This window comes from Streptomyces sp. NPDC059743 (genome assembly GCF_042732975.1).
Classification (GTDB): domain Bacteria; phylum Actinomycetota; class Actinomycetes; order Streptomycetales; family Streptomycetaceae; genus Streptomyces.
Window position 1 is genome coordinate 112,200 of record NZ_JBHWGS010000002.1, and the last position, 16,539, is coordinate 128,738.

A 16,539-nucleotide genomic window follows, 5' to 3' on the forward strand; every position below is an offset into this window, starting at 1 on the left:
CGGCGCGCTGGTGCTGATGTTCGCGATCATCGCGGTGGCGGCCGCGGTCGGTTAGGCCCTGTCCGACCGGACAGGGCCTGGTCGGTCGGTCGCCGACCCCGGCCGCCCTCCCGCGTACCGCGTACTACCAGGCGAACGCCTCCGGCGAAGGCCCCGTGCCCGGGAAGATCTCGTCCAGCGAGGACAGGACCTCCTCCGACAGCTCCAGCTCGACCGCGCGCAGAGCGGACTCCAGCTGCTCGATCGTGCGCGGGCCGACGATCGGGCCCGTCACGCCGGGACGGGTGAGCAGCCACGCCAGCGCGGCCTCACCGGGATCGATGCCGTGCTTGTCGAGCAGGTCCTCGTACGACTGGACCTGCGCCCGGATGGCCGTGTTGGCGAGCCCGCTGCCCGAACGGCCGGCGGTGGTACGGGAGCCGCCGCCCTCGCGCTCCTTGCGGATCGCGCCGCCCAGCAGACCACCGCTCAGCGGCGACCACGGGATGATCCCGAGGCCGTACTCCTGTGCGGCCGGGATGACCTCCATCTCGGCGCGGCGCTCGGCCAGGTTGTACAGACACTGCTCGCTGACCAGTCCGAACGAACCGAGCCGGCGGGCGGTCTCATTGGTCTGGGCGATCTTCCAGCCGGGGAAGTTGGAGGAGCCCGCGTAGAGGATCTTGCCCTGCTGGATCAGGGTGTCGATGGCCTGCCAGATCTCGTCGACCGGGGTGCTGCGGTCGATGTGGTGGAACTGGTAGAGATCGATGTGATCGGTCTGGAGCCGCTTGAGGCTGGCGTCGACCGCACGGCGGATATTGAGGGCCGAGAGCTTGTCGTGGTTCGGCCAGGCCGGATCGTCCGCGGCCATGTTCCCGTAGACCTTGGTGGCGAGGACGACCTTGTCACGGCGGTCGCCGCCCTTGGCGAACCAGGTGCCGAGGATCTCCTCCGTACGGCCCTTGTTCTCGCCCCAGCCGTAGACATTGGCGGTGTCGAAGAAATTGATGCCCGCGTCGAGCGCGGCGTCCATGATGGTGTGACTGTCGGCCTCGTTGGTGAGAGGACCGAAGTTCATCGTCCCGAGGACGAGTCGGCTTACCTTGAGTCCGGAGCGTCCGAGCTGCGTGTACTTCATGACTCCACAGCCAACGCGTTCGAGCGCACTCAAGGCAAGCCCGAATCGGCCTTGTGGCGGTCGGACCGCCCTCGTCGCTCCGGAAGCGGCGGATCCGCTGGCCCGCAGCCGGACCATCACCTCCCTCACCTACCGGGAGCGGTGGACCCACCGGCCTGCGGAGGGCGTGCGGCGGGAGGGGGTCGGGGTCGGAGGAGGTGCGTGTTCGGACACTAAAGCGTGATTTGTGCCGCACGCGAAGCCCGCACCCGACAACCGGCCCGCACGCGGCGTAAATCATGCCGTCCGGACATGTACCTCCGGAGGCCCCGGCACCCGCACCCACCACTGGCCCCGCGCCGCGAGGCGCACACCGCGCCCAGGCGCACTCGCGCCGTGCGGCTCCTGGGAGAGTACGGCGTCCTCCCAGGCGCACCAGTCGGCCGTGGCCCGTTCCCGTACGGCGGGGTCGGGGCTCTCCGTCAGCCGGGCGTAGGCCGCGACGAGATCGCCGTCGCGCTCGCTCTCCGGGACGCCCGCGCGGAAGCGGTCCCATGCCTCGGGAAAGATCCGTCCGGCGCCCTGGTACAGCCAGTCGATCTCGGAGCGCCGGGTCGTCGTGACTCCGGCGATGACGATCTCCGAGACACGCTCCCGGTGCCGTTCGGCGTACGCGAGGATCAGCGTCGATCCCCAGGAGCCGCCGTACAGCAGCCAGCGGTCGACTCCGAGACGGCTGCGCAGCCGTTCCATGTCGGCGATGAGACGCGCGGTGGTGTTGTGGCGCATGTCGGCGGCGGGATCGCTTGCGTGCGGAGTGCTGCGTCCGCAGTTGCGCTGGTCGAAGAGGACGATCCGGTAGCGCTCGGGGTCGAAGTACCGCCGGGCGTACGGCGAACGGCCGGAGCCGGGCCCGCCGTGGACGACGAGGGCGGGCTTGCCGCGTGGGTTGCCGCACACCTCCCAGTGGACGAGATTGCCGTCGCCGACGTCGAGCATCCCTTGCTCGTACGGTTCTATGGCCGGATAGAGCGGGTAGGGCGGATCGTCGTGGTCCATGGCGGTCATGGCGGTTTCCTCGCACGCGGTACGGACTTACGGGGTGTTGCCGGGCTTCAGCCGTGTGGCTCGTACGGTGCGCCCAGGCCCCAGGCCTGATGCATGGCGTCGGCGAACGCGGCGGCGAGTTTGTGTTCGCCCGAGGGCGCCGGGTGGGTGCCGTCGTAGGTGTCGCGGTGGATGTCGTACGTCGGCGGGCGCGAGGCGAGCAGCAGAGGCGAGGACGGCCGGTCGAGATCGGCGACGGCCTTGCCGAGCAGTTCGTTGAAGCGGTCGACCTCGGCGGCGAAGGCGCGGTCGGACTCGGCCCGGACATTCGGGATGACGGGCAGGAGCACGGCCCGTACGCGTGGGTTGGCCGCGCGGGCCTCGGCGATGAACGCGCGGGCGCTGCGCGCGGTCTGCGTACTGTCCGTATAGAAACCGAGGTCGATCAGGCCCAGCAAGATCAGCAGAATGTCGGCCTTCCCGGCCCGGACCGCCTCGCCGATCAGCGGACTCATGTGCTGCCACCCCACACCCCAGCCCGCGAGATGGTGGCGCGCATGGGCCGGGAAGCCGGGACCGGCGGCGTAGTCGTACGAGACGGGCGCGTCGGCCTCGCTGTCGTACAGCCCGGACCGTGGGCCGACGACCCGGAACGGGACGCCGAAGGACGCGTCGAGGTGCTGCCACATCCGATAGCGCCAGGTGAAGTCGCCGGCGCGCCCGATCGTCATGGAGTCACCGACGAAGAGGAAACGCATCGGGCCATCATGGCCGACGGCAGGTTCGGGCAGGAGCCGGGACACGGCAGGCGCGGGGTGTGACGACGCTCGGCCCGGACATGCCGGGCCCGGACATGCGTACGCATACGCGTACGGATACGTGACGCGCGCGGGCGGGATGGCAGGCTGGTGACATGCGTTCGCTTCCGCGCCATCTCGGCCTGCGTCTTTCCGGTGCCGTCACCGCCCTCGCCGCCGCCGTACTGCTGAGCGTGCCGACGTCCGTGGCCGGGGCTGTCGCCGCCGACGGAACACCCGACCAGACCTTTACGATCAAGGATCCCCGGATCGTCGAGTCCAGCGGGCTGGCCGCGAGCCGTCTCCACCCGGGCATCTACTGGACGCACAACGACAGCGACGATGGGCCCTATGTCTTCGCCGTGGACTCCAGGACCGGCGAGACGGTGGCGACGATCACCATGGAGGGCGTCGGTGAGCCCCGAGACGTAGAGGCCATCTCCATTGGTTCCGATGGAAATGTGTATGTCGGCGACATTGGCGACAACCTCGACGGGAGCTGGGACCATGTGTGGATCTACCGCTTCCCGGAGCCCAAGGAGCTCAAGGACATGAGGGTGCGGGCGACGCAGTTCACCGTCAAATACGCGGACGGTGCGCGCAACGCCGAGGCGCTCATGGTCGATCCCAAGACGGGCCGCGTCTATATCGCCTCGAAGAACGACAACGGCGGCGGACTCTACGAGGGCCCGGCGCGACTGACCTCGTCGGGCACGAATGTCTTCCGGCGGATCGGCGAGGTGCCCTGGGTGACGGACGGTGCCTTCTCGCCCGACGGCACGGAACTGGTACTGCGCTCGTACTTCAGCGCCCGGGCCTACGTATGGAAGAACGGCCGCCTGGGCGAGGACCACGCGGTCCAGGCACCGTTCCAGGGCCAGGCCGAGTCCGTGACGTACACGGCGGACGGCAGCGCGCTGATGTTCGGCTCGGAAGGCAAGGAAAGCCAGGTCGTACGCGAGGACCTGGAAAACGGCAAGGGCGAGGACAAGGCCAAGGACTCCGGCAACTCCCCATCGGACAGCGGCAGTTCCTCAACCGACCCCAACGGAGCCAGCACAGCCGACGGCACCGCCACCAAGGGCAACGCCACCCTGGGCGCGTTCATCCTCATCGGCGGCGCGGTGCTCTTCTTCGGCTTCAAACGCCTACGAAGCAAGCCCTGACAATCAGTCCCGCCGCGCGGCACCGTCCGGCCACACCACATCGACGGGCAGACCGGCCTCCCGCGCCTCGACCACAACGTCCGCCGTGCCGCCGCCCTTGCCCGACGGTGGCTCGCCGTTCCATACCGCGACCAGCCGGTCGGCCCGCGTCAGCAACTCGGCGTTGGCAGCCTCGTAGGCGGCCCGGTTCGCCGTCCCGTGCGGCATCACAAGGACCTCGACCGCCGCCTGCACCAAGCGGTCGAAGACCGGCGCGTGATCCGGCTTCACCTTCGTCTCCCGGTAGTCCTGCGAAGGGATCACCACCACCAGCCGGCCACCGATCGCGGTGACTTCCTCCGCGAACAGGCTGTCCGCTCCGGCCGCGATGCACGACACCCCGGTCAGGTCCTCCCGATAAGGCTCCAGCACCTCACGCAGCGCGGCCCGCACCAGCGGCACGGTCTCCTCGGACAGGTCCATGTGCCCGGTCACGGCCAGCGTCGTCATATGTCCACCCCTCAGCTCGACAGCAGATCGCGGATACTATCCCGCCAATTGATGGCCAAGCCAGGAAAGCGGTCGGCTCGGACCTTAAGCCCCGGAGCGCACACCAAAGGCGGACAGCAGAAGGGCCCCTCAGCCTTACCGAGGGGCCCTTCTGCTTGCTGTGACTTGCGAGCCTAGCGTGTCAGGTGATCGAACTCTCCGCTCTTGGCGCCGTCCAACCATGCAGCTATCTCGTCCCTGGTGAAGATCAGGGCCGGACCGTTGGGGACCTTGCTGTGACGAACCGCAATACCATCCCCGTGGGTCGCAACTTCGACACAGTTCCCGTCCCCGGTCGACGCGGAAGATTTCTGCCATTCCACGTCTAGCGTGGACGCGTCCGGAATGACAAGCTGAGACATTCCTACCTACCCTTTACGAATTTCGTCGAGATGATGCTGAATTAGCTCGATCGATTCGGGACCCCTTAGTGAGTCCGTCATCATCAATCTCCGGAAGAGTCGGCTGTATGCTATCACCTCCCATTCCTCTTCAAGAAACCTGTTGCCGGTCAAGCCGTCCAGATAGACGATGTCGGGTTCCCATCGTTTTTGAAACGAAAGAACGACGAAAGAGCTGAACAGTCCAGCATGTGAAGGCGAACCTTCCGGCAGTACGTGAATGTTGACGATGTGCGGGTATTGCTTGGACAGTGCCAGCAAGTGCTCAAGCTGTGCGGTCATGACGTCGGGTCCACCGATGATGTGACGGAATGCCGACTCTGATATAACACCCCAGAACACCAGCGGATTCGGCCGCTCGAACGCCTCTTGTCGCTTCGCTCGAATGCTGAGTCTCTCCCGTCTTTCTTCCTCTCCGATGTCCGGCATGTGCTGATCGAGAATCGCCGCCGCATAGTCGTGCGTCTGCAACAGGCCAGGGATCAGGACGGTTTCAGCGTTGTACGCCTCCAACGCATCGCCCTCGTACCCGATGTAGTCGGCGTACACGGCACTCACGACCGAGCGAATGTCGCTCTCCCATCCGCGCACGGCTCCCCGGGCCCGCAGGTCCAACACGTAGGCGCGGAGCGCGGCTTCTTCAACTCCGTATCGGTCCATCAGCCGGATGAGGTCTCGCTCCGAAATGCCGATGCGCCCGGACTCGATCCGGTTGAGCTTCGCTTCCGACCAGCCGAGTGCGTGCGCCGACGTCTCTTGACTGCCGCCCTGCGCTTGCTCTCTGAAGCCCCGAAGGATGCTTCCGAGCCGTACCTGACGTGCCGTCGGCTGATCAATGCGGCGTGCGGCCATGGCGCCCACCCCTCTCCTGTCCCTGCCTGCGTACCAGGATGCGCGGGGTGTCGCCCCCTGGACAAGCGACCCCTGCACTCGAACGGGCGAAGTTGGCGTGCAGGGTTGCATGTTCACCGCTGGAGAGTGCAGGGTTGCATCCCCGGAAGCGTCCGCAGGTGGGCGCCGGCCGTACTCCCTGGACGCCCAAAGGGGTTGTTCGCCATGCCCGACAACACAGTTCGACACCACTACCCCATGACTCCCGCTTCGGTCGGCCGAGCACGGCACGACTGCGAACGGACTCTGGAAGCGTGGGGATTATCCGCCGCTGACCCATCGGCGAGTGACGTCGTTCTCATGGTCAGTGAACTGGTGACCAATGCGATCACGCACGGCAGGGTCCCGCATTCCATCGGCAGACCTGTTGGTCTCGTCATGGAGCGCGACAACGACACCGTGCGCGTTGAAGTGACTGACATGCAGTCGGACAAGGTGCCTGAGCTTCACTCGGCCGGTCTCTCGGACACGGGCGGGCGAGGCTTGTGGATGGTCGCTGAACTGGCCGACCAATGGGGATGGCGCAGGAACTTCCTTGGAAAGGCGGTACGGGTTGAAAAGAAGATGAACGGAGGGGAGGAATCATGCCCTTCGCTTTGACATGGGGGCGCTGCCCTTATCGAAAGCGGAGCATCACAGAGAAAAGCCCTGGACCGGTCGGCCAACCGGTCCAGGGCGACGTCCACAGCTAGAAGGAGCCGGCGAGCATGAGCAACCCTATCGCCCAACTACTCGCATGGGTGATGGCACTGCTGTCCATTGCCCTGTTACTCGCATGGGTGAGGACGCTGTTGACCACGCGACCGCGACGCAAGCACGCGAAGCGTGGCGGATCGCGTGCGGTGCCTCGCCGACGTCCGGCCACTCCCGTATCAGCGGCCCCAGACTTGACAGCTTCCCTTGAAACTGCGCGATTCCGCAGCAGAGCGCCTCAGGGCGCGAACCCCGATGGCTGCCATACCGGGCAACGGCTGTGAACCACCACAAGAGCAGCCCCGTCCCTGGTGGACGGGCCCGCCCACCCCAAGCGAAAGACTTCGATGCACTGGCACGGTTACGCATGGACCGGCCCTCAATGTCTGCCCGGAGGTCTCCGGTTTCCCAAGGCGAACGCTCAGCCTCTCGGCTATGAGGAGGTGAAGAAGAGGGATGCCGAGACCGCATATGTGCTCACGACGTACCACGCCGCATGCGACGCGTACGCCTGGCTGGAGGCCACGGTCGAGGAGTACCCGCCGGTCTCGACGCACCTGCTGCCGGACGAACTGCTTGCCGCGGCGCGTCGACGGCTCGACAGTGGTGGGGAAGTGGACTGGTTCTACTACTCCTCACGCCGGCGCTACCTCACCCGCACCCTGGAGATCTGTCACGGCTCCAGACCTACGGAAAGATGTTCGCGGCCCTGCATCTGCCCGCAAGAACCATGAACGGGCCCGGGGCCGTGAACGACGAAAACGCCCCCTTGGGACCCAGGATCGGCTTGGGTCCCAAGGGGGCGTAAGGCCCGAGTGGTCAGAGGCGTTCGATTACGTAGTCGATGCATTCCGTCAGGGCCGCGACGTCTGTTGGGTCGACGGCCGGGAACATGGCTACGCGGAGCTGGTTGCGGCCGAGTTTGCGGTAGGGCTCGGTGTCGACGATGCCGTTGGCGCGCAGGGCCTTGGCGACTGCCGCCGCGTCGATCTCGTCCGCGAAGTCGATCGTGCCGATGACCTGCGAGCGCTTCGCCGGGTCGACCACGAACGGTGTTGCGTACTTGGAGGCCTCGGCCCAGCCGTACAGCGTGCGCGAGGAGGTGGCCGTGCGGCGGACCGACCAGTCGAGGCCGCCCTGCGAGTTGAGCCAGTTGAGCTGCTCGTTCAGCAGGAAGAGAGTGGCCAGCGCCGGAGTGTTGTACGTCTGGTTCTTCAGCGAGTTGTCGATCGCGGTCGGCAGCGAGAAGAACTCCGGCACATGGCGTCCGGAGCCGTGCACGCGGGCGGCGCGCTCCAGCGCGGCCGGCGAGAAGACACCGATCCACAGGCCGCCGTCGGAGGCGAAGGACTTTTGCGGAGCGAAGTAGTAGACGTCCGTCTCGGTGATGTCGACCGGCAGGCCGCCCGCGCCCGACGTCGCGTCGACCAGGACCAGCGCGCCCTCGTCGGCGCCCGCGACCCGCTCGACCGGCGCCGCGACACCGGTGGAGGTCTCGTTGTGCGTGAAGGCGTAGACATCGACGCCCGCCTCCGCGACCGGGTCCGGGTGCGTACCGGCGTCGCTGGTGATGACGGTCGGCTCGGCCAGCCAGGGCGCGAGCTTCGCCGCCTTGGCGAACTTGGAGGAGAACTCGCCGAAGGAGAGGTGCTGCGACTTGTTCTCGATCAGACCGTGCGTCGCGATGTCCCAGAAGGCGGTGGAGCCGCCGTTGCCCAGGATCACCTCGTATCCCTCGGGCAGCTCGAAGAGGCTCCGTACGCCGTCGCGCACCGAGCCGACCAGGTTCTTGACCGGGGCCTGGCGATGGGACGTGCCGAGCAGGGAGGTACCGGTGGCGGCCAGCGCGTCCACCGCCTCCGTCCGCACTTTGGAGGGACCTGCGCCGAAACGGCCGTCGGCGGGCTTGATGTCAGCGGGAATCTGGATATCGGCCACGGGCCGGAGCCTAGTCCCTTCCGATACACGGCGGGCAACGGTGTCCGTCGGATGAGACACCGCTTCCGGCCCCGGGAGGCGCTGGCAGCAGAGGAATGGAGGCCTCCGCCGTGGGCGCCTTGGCTTCACTCGATTGGAGGATGCCGCTACCTGGTGTGATGGCCGCCGTCTCTCAGTCAGCCGTCGCCCGGCTCCTCGGCCTTCTCGTTCTCCGCCGCCCGCTTCGACGCCAGCTCGTACAGATACTCCACCAGCGTGATCAGCACGTACTTGCTGGACGACCGGTCCCGCGCGTCGCACTCCACCAGTGGTACGTCCGGGGCCAGCGCCAGCGCCGTACGGATCTGGTCCACCGCGTGGAAGGGCCCGCCGAAGTCGTTGCAGGCCACGATGAAGGGCGTGCCGTGGTGTTCCAGCCGGTCCAGCGCGTACCAGGAGTCCGAGAGACGGCGGGTGTCGACCAGGACGACCGCGCCCAGCGTCCCGGAGAAGAGCCGTTCCCAGAGGAACCAGAAGCGCTCCTGGCCCGGCGCGCCGAAGAGATAGAGGACGGACTTCTCGTCCAGCGAGATCCGGCCGAAGTCGAAGGCGACGGTGGTCGAGGTCTTTCTTCGCAGTCCCTCCAGATCGGCGACCACGTCGATGTCCTCGCCCGCCCGGGACAGCGTCTCCTCGGTGTTGAGAGGACGGATCTCGCTGACGGAACGGACCATGGTCGTCTTGCCGACACCGAAGCCGCCGACGATGACGATCTTCAGACCGTTCTCGACGGTGCTGGCCAGCGAGGGCCCGTCCGAGGACCGCTGATCCACAGACGCGACGGCCGCGACGGCCGTGGTCGGGACGGCCATGGCCGCGCCCGTGGACCGGTCGGCGGGCGTTCCGGGGGGCCGTTCAGAGGTTGCGGAGTCCAACGCGCACCTGCTTCGGGAGGTCGGGATCGGGAAGTCGCGGAGCCGTACGGGCCGTACGAGGACGACGGGCGCCCCGGGAAGGTTCCCGGGGTCGGCCGGTTCATGCCCGTGCCCGTGGGCCGCTCTGTCCGTGTGCGTGTGCGGTGGTGTGCGAGGGAACGGGAGTGCCGGTTGTGGTGCCGGTCGTGGTGCCCGTCGTGGTGCCGGTCGTGGTCATCGTGGATCGCCTTCCGGATGTGTGGGGGTGGCCGGGTGCGGTGGAGCGGTTGGTACGACCTGCCGGAAGGCGCTGAACCGGGCTGCCGGTGGGGCGGCGGCGGGCACGGCGGGGATGGGGGCCCCGCGTCGCCCAACTCGGATGAGTCAGAGATGGTCCGGAGGTGACAGGCTCGGAATCTGTTGAATATTGCTCAAACGGTGGCCACTATATGAGATTTGACGATCAGTTTGGGAGCTTCCTGTTCGGTTTTCTTCCGTGCGCCGAGTGTGGTCGGCGGCGAAAAGCCTGGGTTGTGCCTGGGTTGTGCTGATGGCCGGGGCATCCTGGGCTCATGGCTGAGTCGGATACGTCGGATACGAAGGCACTCACGTCGGATACGAAGGCGCTCGCGCGGGCGCTGAGAGCGGCCGTGCGCGGCGAGGTGGAGTTCGACGCGGCGGCACGCGCGCTGACGACCATGGACGCGTCCAACTACCGGCGCGTCCCGGTGGGCGTCGTCGCACCGCGCGACGCGGCGGATGTGGCGGCGGCGCTGGCGGTCTGCCGGGAGTACGGCGTACCGGTGGTGCCGCGCGGCGCCGGGACCTCGATCGCCGGGAACGCGACCGGCGTGGGCGTGGTGCTCGATCTCACCCGCCATCTGCGGTCCATCGTGTCCGTGGACGCCCGGGCGCGCACGGCCGTCGTCCAGCCCGGTGTCGTCCTGGACGATCTGCGCGCCGCCGTACGCCCGCACGGACTGACCTTCGGGCCCGATCCGTCCACGCACAGCCGCTGCACGCTCGGCGGGATGATCGGCAACAACGCGTGCGGATCGCACTCCGTGGCCTGGGGCACGACCGCCGACAACATCCATGAGCTGTCGGTCCTGACGTACGGCGGTGACACGCTGCGCCTCGGCCGCGGCTGGGACGGCGCTCCCGTCGGACTGCGTGAGCTGGTCGACCGTCATCTCGCGCCGCTGCGCACGGGCTTTCCGGCCGGGCTGCCCAGGCTGATCTCCGGTTACGCGCTGCCCGCGCTGCTGCCGGAGGCGGGCCCTGACCTCGCCCGTGCCTTCTGCGGCAGCGAGGGCACGCTCGGTGTCGTCACCGAAGCGACCGTACGGCTGGTCGAGGCACCGGCCGCGCGGGCGCTCGCCGTACTCGGCTATCCGGACGAGAGTGCCGCCGCCGAGGCCGCGTCCGGGCTGTTGCCGTACGGTCCGCTGACCGTCGAGGGCATGTCCGAGGACCTCGTACGGGTACGCGAACGAAGCGGCGGCAGGGGCGCAGGCGGAGGCAGAGGCGGCCGTGGAGGGCCCGAGCTGCCGCTCGGCGGCGCCTGGCTCTTCGTGGAGACCGGTGGCGCGACGCCCGCCGAGGCACGGGCCGCCGCCCTGGAGATCCTCCGCGTGGCCGACCCGCTGGACGGCCTGGTGGTGGACGATCCGGCCGCGCAGCGGGCCCTGTGGCGGGTACGGGAGGACGCGGCGGGCACCGCGACCCGTATGGCGGACGGCAGCGAGGCATGGCCCGGCTGGGAGGACTGCGCGGTGCCGCCCGCCCGGCTCGGCGCGTACCTGCGCGACTTCCGCGCCCTGCTGGCCGAACACGGTCTGCGCGGCACACCGTACGGGCACTTCGGCGACGGCTGTATCCATGTCCGTATCGACTTCGACCTGCTGAGCGAGGACGGCGTACGGCGCTTCCGCCGCTTCTCCGAGGAGGCGGCAGCGCTGGTGGTCGCGCACGGCGGCTCGCTGTCGGGCGAGCACGGCGACGGGCTGGCGCGCTCCGAGCTGCTGTCGAAGATGTACGGAGACGAACTGGTCGGGCTCTTCCGGCAGTTCAAGGACGTCTGGGACCCGGCGGGCGGTATGAATCCGGGCGTGCTCGCCCGGCCCGCCAGGCTCGACGAGAACCTCCGCTTCTCCGTACTGCCGCGCGAGCGCGTCGACGTCGCCTTCGGCTATCCGCACGACGGACCGGGCGGCGGCGACTTCTCGGCGGCCGTACGCAGATGCGTCGGAGTGGCGAAGTGCCGTGTGGCGGGGCCGAGTTCGGGGCCGGGCGTGATGTGCCCCTCGTTCCGTGCGACGGGCGAGGAACAGCACTCCACGCGCGGGCGCGCCCGGCTGCTCCACGAGATGCTCGCGGGCGAGGTGGTCACGGACGGCTGGCGCTCGGCGGAGGTGCGGGACGCGCTCGATCTCTGTCTGTCCTGCAAGGGCTGCCGCAGCGACTGTCCGGTGGGCGTGGACATGGCCACCTACAAGGCGGAGTTCCTGTACCACCACTACCGTGGACGGCGGCGGCCCGCCGCGCACTACGCGATGGGCCGGCTGCCGGTCTGGCTCAGGGCGGCGGCGCCGTTCGCGCCGGTCCTGAACGCGGCGGCGCGGGTCCCGCTGCTGGCGGGCCTGGCCAAGCGGCTGGCCGGCATCGCTCCGGAACGTACGGTTCCACGGCTCGCGCCCGAGACCTTCGGACGGTGGCTGAGGCGCCGTATGAAGGGCAGGGCCGAGGTGTTCGACCACGGCCGTACGGTGATCCTGTGGCCCGACACCTTCACCGAGCACCTCGCGCCGTCGGTCGGACGGGCGGCGGTACGGGTACTGGAGGCGGCCGGTGTCGGGATCGTGGTGCCGCCGGGCGAGCGCGGCGGCCAGCGCGGGCGCGGCGGCCGGGTGTGCTGCGGGCTGACGTATGTCTCGACGGGCCAGCTCGATCAGGCCCGTACGGTGATGCGCCGCACGCTGGACCGGCTGGAACCGCTGCTCGACCTGGAGCTGCCGGTGCTTGTCCTGGAACCGAGCTGCGCCGCCACGCTCACGACCGATGTGCCGGAGCTGCTGCGCGGCGATCCGCGCGCGGCGCGGCTGGCCGCGTCCGTACGCACCTTCGCCCAGGCGCTGGAGGAGTGCGCGCCGGAGTGGGAGCCGCCTCGGCTGGACCGCCCGGTCGCCGGCCAGACCCACTGCCACCAGCACGCGGTCCTCGGTGACGCGGCGGACCGGCGGTTGCGTGAACGGGCGGGTCTGACCGGCGAATTGAGCGGAGGCTGCTGCGGTCTCGCGGGCAACTTCGGTTTCGAACGCGGCCACTACGAGGTGTCGGTGGCCTGTGCGGAGGACCAGCTCCTGCCCTCGGTGAGGGCTGCGGGGCCGGAGGCGGAGGTTCTCGCGGACGGTTTCTCGTGCCGTACGCAGCTCGACCAGCTGGGCGGGCACCGGGCACGGCATATGGCGGAGGTGCTGGGGGAGGCGTTGGGGGAGGCACCGTAGGGGCCGGGGGAGACACCGGGGGAGGGTCCGGCAAACGGTCCGGGCGCGGCGCGGTGACGGTGGGTCAGCTCGCCGTCAGCTTTCGGTCAGCTTTCCGTAGGACGGCGTCTGCGGACCACCGAGACCATGCCCGCGCCGGCGACGACGGCCGCACCGGCCGCACCGGCGGTGATCGGTGCCGTAGGGCCCGTAGAGCCGGTGGAGGCTGTAGAGCCCGTGGAGCCTACGGAGCCCGTCGCTGCCAGGGCCGTTCTGGACTGCTCCCTGATGGACGACCGGGATCCGGCCGCGTCCAGGATCAGATCTGTGACCGCCTTCGGATGAGCGAGCATCGCGACATGCGGCGAGTCGATCTCCACGGTGTGGGAGCGGGCCCGTCGGGCCTCGAAGCGCTGCAACTCCGGTGGGACGGCCCGGTCCTGGCGCGAGACCATGGCCCAGGACGGGATGGTCCGCCAGGCGACGGGACCGGCCGCGTCGCTGAACGCCCGGGCGTTGATGGGCCGTTGAGAGGCCGCGAGCACCGCTGTGGTGGCGAGCGGGAGCGAGGCGGCGAACACCGGGCGGTACAGCTCGGGCTTGACATAGAGATCGGTGCCGACGGATCCGTCCGGCCCGGTGAACGGCACCGACGTCAGTGCCGGAGTGAGTTCGCTGCCGGGAAACCTGTCGGTCAGGACCGAGAGGACCTCGCCCGTGTCGGGCACCAGCGCGTTGATGTACACGAGCGCCTTGACCTGGGGATTGCCGACCGCCGCGCCGCTGATCACCGCGCCGGCGTAGGAGTGGCCGACCAGGACGATCGGGCCTTCGATGCTTCTGAGGACGCTCGCGATGTACGCCGTGTCACCCGCCAGGCCCCGGAGCGGATTGGCGGGCGCCATGACGCGGTAGCCGTCGCTCTGGAGGCGCGGGACGATCTCGCGCCAGCTCGACGCGTCGGCGAAGGCGCCGTGCACCAGCACGATCGTCGGCCGGGCGGTGCCGCCGCCACGGTTCGTCGGCGCGATGGCCGCGGCGCCGACGGCGGGTACGGCGCTGGCCAGCGTGGTCGCGGTGAGCATCGCGGCGAGTGCGTAGCCACGGCGCGAACGTATCCGCGGGCCCGTACGCGGCCCTTTCCCGGGACCGGTACGCGAACGTATCCACGGGCCGGGAACGGAGGGCGAGCCAGGATCGGAGGGCATGGCCATGTCTCTCTCCTCTGACGGTCGGACGAGAACGGCATCAGTGTGGTCAACGCCCGGCGGCAGGGCGCGCGGCGAGAGCCATGCGGGTGAACGGAACCGCCATTCGAGTAGCGATACGCGCACAGAGGGTGAGTGCGCTTGCGTGGGTGTTGTGGGTCCATCTCGTGCCGGTGCCGCTCCTCGTGCCGGGACCGGTCCTCGTATCCCTACTCGTCCCTACTCGTCCCTACTCGGGCTTCCGCACTCGGGCTTCCGCTGCCAGTTCGTGTGCCAGGGCCGCGAGCCGAGGGATCGCCGGGTGTGCGGTGCCTTCGCGCCAGACCAGGAAGACCGGGAGCGGCGGAGCGTCGGAGAGCGGGCGGTAGGCGACGCCCGGGTGCGGATGGACGACGGGCGTCGAGGCGCCCGTGACACCGATACCGCGCGCCGCGGCGATCGCCGTCAGCCAGTCGTCGGTGTTGGTGACCGTGACGGTGGTCACGGGACCGGACTGCGGCGGCCACAGCGCCGGACTCGTCGTGCCCGAGACCCGGTTGACGATCAGCGGTTCCGACGCCAGGTCCGCCAGTGTGAGCGACGTACGCGCGGCCAGCGGTCCGTCGGCCGGTACGGCCGCCACCCGGCCCTCCGTGAACAGCAGCTCCTTGACCAGCCCAGGGATCTCCACCGGCCCGCGCAGCAGCGCCGCGTCGACCTCGCCACGGGTCAGCCCGGCCGTACGGTCGTCGATCCTGAGCAGCTCCAGCGGAGTCCCCGGCTGCTCGCGCTGCCAGCGCCGCAGCAGAGGTGTGGTGTACGGGCCGAAGGCCGACCACGGATGGCCGAGCCGCAGCGGCCGGCGGCGCAGCCGTCCCGCGTCGAGTGCCTCGTCGAACGCGGCCACCGCCGCGGCGGCCTTGTCACGGAAGGCGCGCCCTTCCGCGGTGAGCGCGAGATGGTGGGTGGAGCGCTCCGCGAGCCGTGTGCCGAGATGCTTCTCCAGCGCCGCCAGCGTGCGGGAGACGGCGGGCTGGGTGAGGTGCAGCCGGACTGCCGCCCTCGTCAGATTGGACTCTTCGGCGATGGCGAGGAAGCAGCGGAGATGACGCATCTCAATGCTCATGCGTCCGGAGCATAACGGCAGCGCAATCGGCATTTCACTGGGTGAGATACCGGGCCGTACGGTGAGCGGTGGAGCGGGCGGATGGAGTACGGTGTATTGGACTTCGAGTCCATTGAAGTGAACCGTGTGCGACTGTGTGCGTATGTGCGTCAGGAGAGAATTCCGGTGGAAGAGCCGCGTACCGCTATGGCCGAGGGCGTCTCGACGGCTGTGACCTCCGGCGTCCCTGTTCCTGTCCCCGCGTCCGCGTCCGTCCCTGTCCCCGTCTCCGATACCGCCCCCGAGGCCGGTGGCGGTGACGGTGGCAGCCCGGCCGGAGCCGGCCGGGCGCTGGGCCCGGTCGCGCTGGTCGTCGCCGGCGGGCTGTCCGTACAGTTCGGCTCGGCCGTCGCCGTGCTGCTCATGCCGCGCACCGGCGCCCTCGGTGTGGTCTCGATACGGCTCGTGCTCGCCGCGATCGTCCTGCTCGTGGTGTGCCGGCCCACACTGCGCGGCCACTCGCGGGCCGACTGGGGAACGGTCGTCGCCTTCGGCACGGTGCTGGCCGCCATGAACGGGCTCTTCTACCAGTCGGCGGACCGTATCCCGCTGGGCGCGGCCGTCACTCTCGAAGTCCTCGGCCCGCTCACGCTCTCCGTGATCGTCTCCCGGCGGCTGGTCAATGTGCTCTGGGCCGTGCTGGCGCTCGGCGGAGTGCTGCTGCTCAGCGGCGGCGGTTTCGACCGGCTCGATCCGGTGGGCGCGGCCTTCGCGCTCTCGGCGGGCGCCATGTGGGCGGCCTACATAATCTTCAGCGCGCGGACCGGCCGGCGTTTTCCGCAGGCCGACGGACTGGCGCTGGCCATGGCGGTGGGCGCGCTGCTCGCGCTGCCGCTCGGTGTCGCCGAATCGGGAACGAAGCTGCTGGTGCCGTCGACGCTGGGGCTGGGACTCGCGGTGGCGCTGATGTCCTCCGTCCTTCCCTACACGCTCGAACTGCTCGCCCTGCGGCGGCTGCCCTCCTCGACCTTCGCCGTGCTGATGAGTCTGGAGCCCGCCATCGCGGCGGCGGCCGGATTCCTGGTACTGAGCCAGGCGCTCTCCGGCACCGACGCGCTGGCGATCGCGCTGGTCATCGTGGCGAGCATGGGCGCGGTGCGGACTCAGGTGGGCGGGAGGAGCGCGCGAGCGGGCCGACGGGTGGACGCGCAGGCCGGCCGGCAGTAAAGCAAGCACGCTTGCTTGTTTCTGCCGGCGCTGCCATGCTCCGGGGCACGCACACCGCCGTGTCCCGAGGGGAGCGCACCTG

At 69.2% G+C, this 16,539-nt stretch carries 14 protein-coding genes and 1 pseudogene; 5 read left to right on the forward strand and 10 right to left on the reverse strand.

Annotated elements, in window-relative coordinates; all coding sequences use genetic code 11:
* Positions 1 to 124 precede the first annotated feature (124 nt).
* The 3 genes and pseudogenes from ACFV6H_RS03630 to ACFV6H_RS03640 all read right to left on the reverse strand — a co-directional run bounded on the left by ACFV6H_RS03630 (position 125) and on the right by ACFV6H_RS03640 (position 2,904).
* Positions 125 to 1,120: an aldo/keto reductase gene (locus ACFV6H_RS03630; RefSeq protein ID WP_093600813.1), complete on the reverse strand. Its 996-nt coding sequence runs from the start codon at positions 1,118 to 1,120 to the stop codon at positions 125 to 127.
* Positions 1,121 to 1,474: 354 nt separating this feature from the next.
* A pseudogene (locus tag ACFV6H_RS03635) lies at positions 1,475 to 2,158 on the reverse strand (alpha/beta fold hydrolase); the annotation flags it as partial.
* A 56-nt stretch (positions 2,159 to 2,214) separates the two neighbouring features.
* The gene (locus ACFV6H_RS03640; protein ID WP_385538184.1) at positions 2,215 to 2,904 is read right to left on the reverse strand and encodes a GDSL-type esterase/lipase family protein; all 690 of its coding nucleotides are present in this window, start codon (positions 2,902 to 2,904) and stop codon (positions 2,215 to 2,217) included.
* 155 nt (positions 2,905 to 3,059) lie between these two features.
* Between ACFV6H_RS03640 and ACFV6H_RS03645 the strand changes: the two genes are divergently transcribed.
* Positions 3,060 to 4,109: a WD40 repeat domain-containing protein gene (locus ACFV6H_RS03645; protein ID WP_385538187.1), complete on the forward strand. Its 1,050-nt coding sequence runs from the start codon at positions 3,060 to 3,062 to the stop codon at positions 4,107 to 4,109.
* A 3-nt stretch (positions 4,110 to 4,112) separates the two neighbouring features.
* On the opposite strand, the gene ACFV6H_RS03650 is transcribed toward ACFV6H_RS03645, so the two are convergent.
* The 3 genes from ACFV6H_RS03650 to ACFV6H_RS03660 form a co-directional block, all read right to left on the reverse strand.
* Positions 4,113 to 4,598, reverse strand: a complete 486-nt coding sequence (locus tag ACFV6H_RS03650; protein WP_385538190.1) for a hypothetical protein — start codon at positions 4,596 to 4,598, stop codon at positions 4,113 to 4,115.
* Between the two features lie 173 nt (positions 4,599 to 4,771).
* On the reverse strand, positions 4,772 to 4,999 hold the full coding sequence (locus ACFV6H_RS03655) for a DUF397 domain-containing protein (protein ID WP_385538193.1): 228 nt from the start codon (positions 4,997 to 4,999) through the stop codon (positions 4,772 to 4,774).
* Positions 5,000 to 5,005: 6 nt separating this feature from the next.
* Positions 5,006 to 5,890 carry a helix-turn-helix domain-containing protein gene (locus ACFV6H_RS03660; RefSeq protein ID WP_385538197.1) on the reverse strand — a complete coding sequence of 295 codons (885 nt, stop codon included), beginning with the start codon at positions 5,888 to 5,890 and terminating at the stop codon, positions 5,006 to 5,008.
* A gap of 204 nt (positions 5,891 to 6,094) precedes the next feature.
* Between ACFV6H_RS03660 and ACFV6H_RS03665 the strand changes: the two genes are divergently transcribed.
* Both ACFV6H_RS03665 and ACFV6H_RS03670 read left to right on the forward strand, forming a co-directional pair.
* Positions 6,095 to 6,529 (forward strand): ATP-binding protein, encoded by a 435-nt coding sequence (locus ACFV6H_RS03665; RefSeq protein ID WP_385538200.1) that lies wholly within the window; start codon positions 6,095 to 6,097, stop codon positions 6,527 to 6,529.
* 536 nt (positions 6,530 to 7,065) lie between these two features.
* Complete coding sequence (locus ACFV6H_RS03670; RefSeq protein ID WP_385538203.1) at positions 7,066 to 7,356, forward strand: hypothetical protein; 291 nt, start codon at positions 7,066 to 7,068, stop codon at positions 7,354 to 7,356.
* A gap of 85 nt (positions 7,357 to 7,441) precedes the next feature.
* Here ACFV6H_RS03670 and serC read toward each other — a convergent pair whose 3' ends face one another.
* Together serC and ACFV6H_RS03680 are read right to left on the reverse strand one after the other, a co-directional pair.
* Positions 7,442 to 8,560, reverse strand: coding sequence for a phosphoserine transaminase (serC, locus tag ACFV6H_RS03675; RefSeq protein WP_384982483.1), 1,119 nt, complete (start codon positions 8,558 to 8,560; stop codon positions 7,442 to 7,444).
* A 176-nt stretch (positions 8,561 to 8,736) separates the two neighbouring features.
* On the reverse strand, positions 8,737 to 9,372 hold the full coding sequence (locus ACFV6H_RS03680) for an ATP/GTP-binding protein (protein ID WP_093600821.1): 636 nt from the start codon (positions 9,370 to 9,372) through the stop codon (positions 8,737 to 8,739).
* Between the two features lie 653 nt (positions 9,373 to 10,025).
* Here ACFV6H_RS03680 and ACFV6H_RS03685 point away from each other — a divergent pair.
* Positions 10,026 to 12,959: an FAD-binding and (Fe-S)-binding domain-containing protein gene (locus tag ACFV6H_RS03685; RefSeq protein ID WP_385538206.1), complete on the forward strand. Its 2,934-nt coding sequence runs from the start codon at positions 10,026 to 10,028 to the stop codon at positions 12,957 to 12,959.
* A gap of 86 nt (positions 12,960 to 13,045) precedes the next feature.
* Here the strand turns inward: ACFV6H_RS03685 and ACFV6H_RS03690 are convergent, their stop codons facing one another.
* Positions 13,046 to 14,152, reverse strand: a complete 1,107-nt coding sequence (locus ACFV6H_RS03690) for an alpha/beta fold hydrolase (RefSeq protein WP_385538209.1) — start codon at positions 14,150 to 14,152, stop codon at positions 13,046 to 13,048.
* A gap of 223 nt (positions 14,153 to 14,375) precedes the next feature.
* Entirely contained in the window at positions 14,376 to 15,251 is an 876-nt protein-coding gene (locus tag ACFV6H_RS03695; RefSeq protein WP_385538212.1) for a LysR family transcriptional regulator, read from the reverse strand.
* Between the two features lie 186 nt (positions 15,252 to 15,437).
* On the opposite strand from ACFV6H_RS03695, the gene ACFV6H_RS03700 reads away from it, so the two are divergent.
* Complete coding sequence (locus ACFV6H_RS03700; RefSeq protein WP_385538936.1) at positions 15,438 to 16,457, forward strand: DMT family transporter; 1,020 nt, start codon at positions 15,438 to 15,440, stop codon at positions 16,455 to 16,457.
* Positions 16,458 to 16,539: the final 82 nt, after the last annotated feature.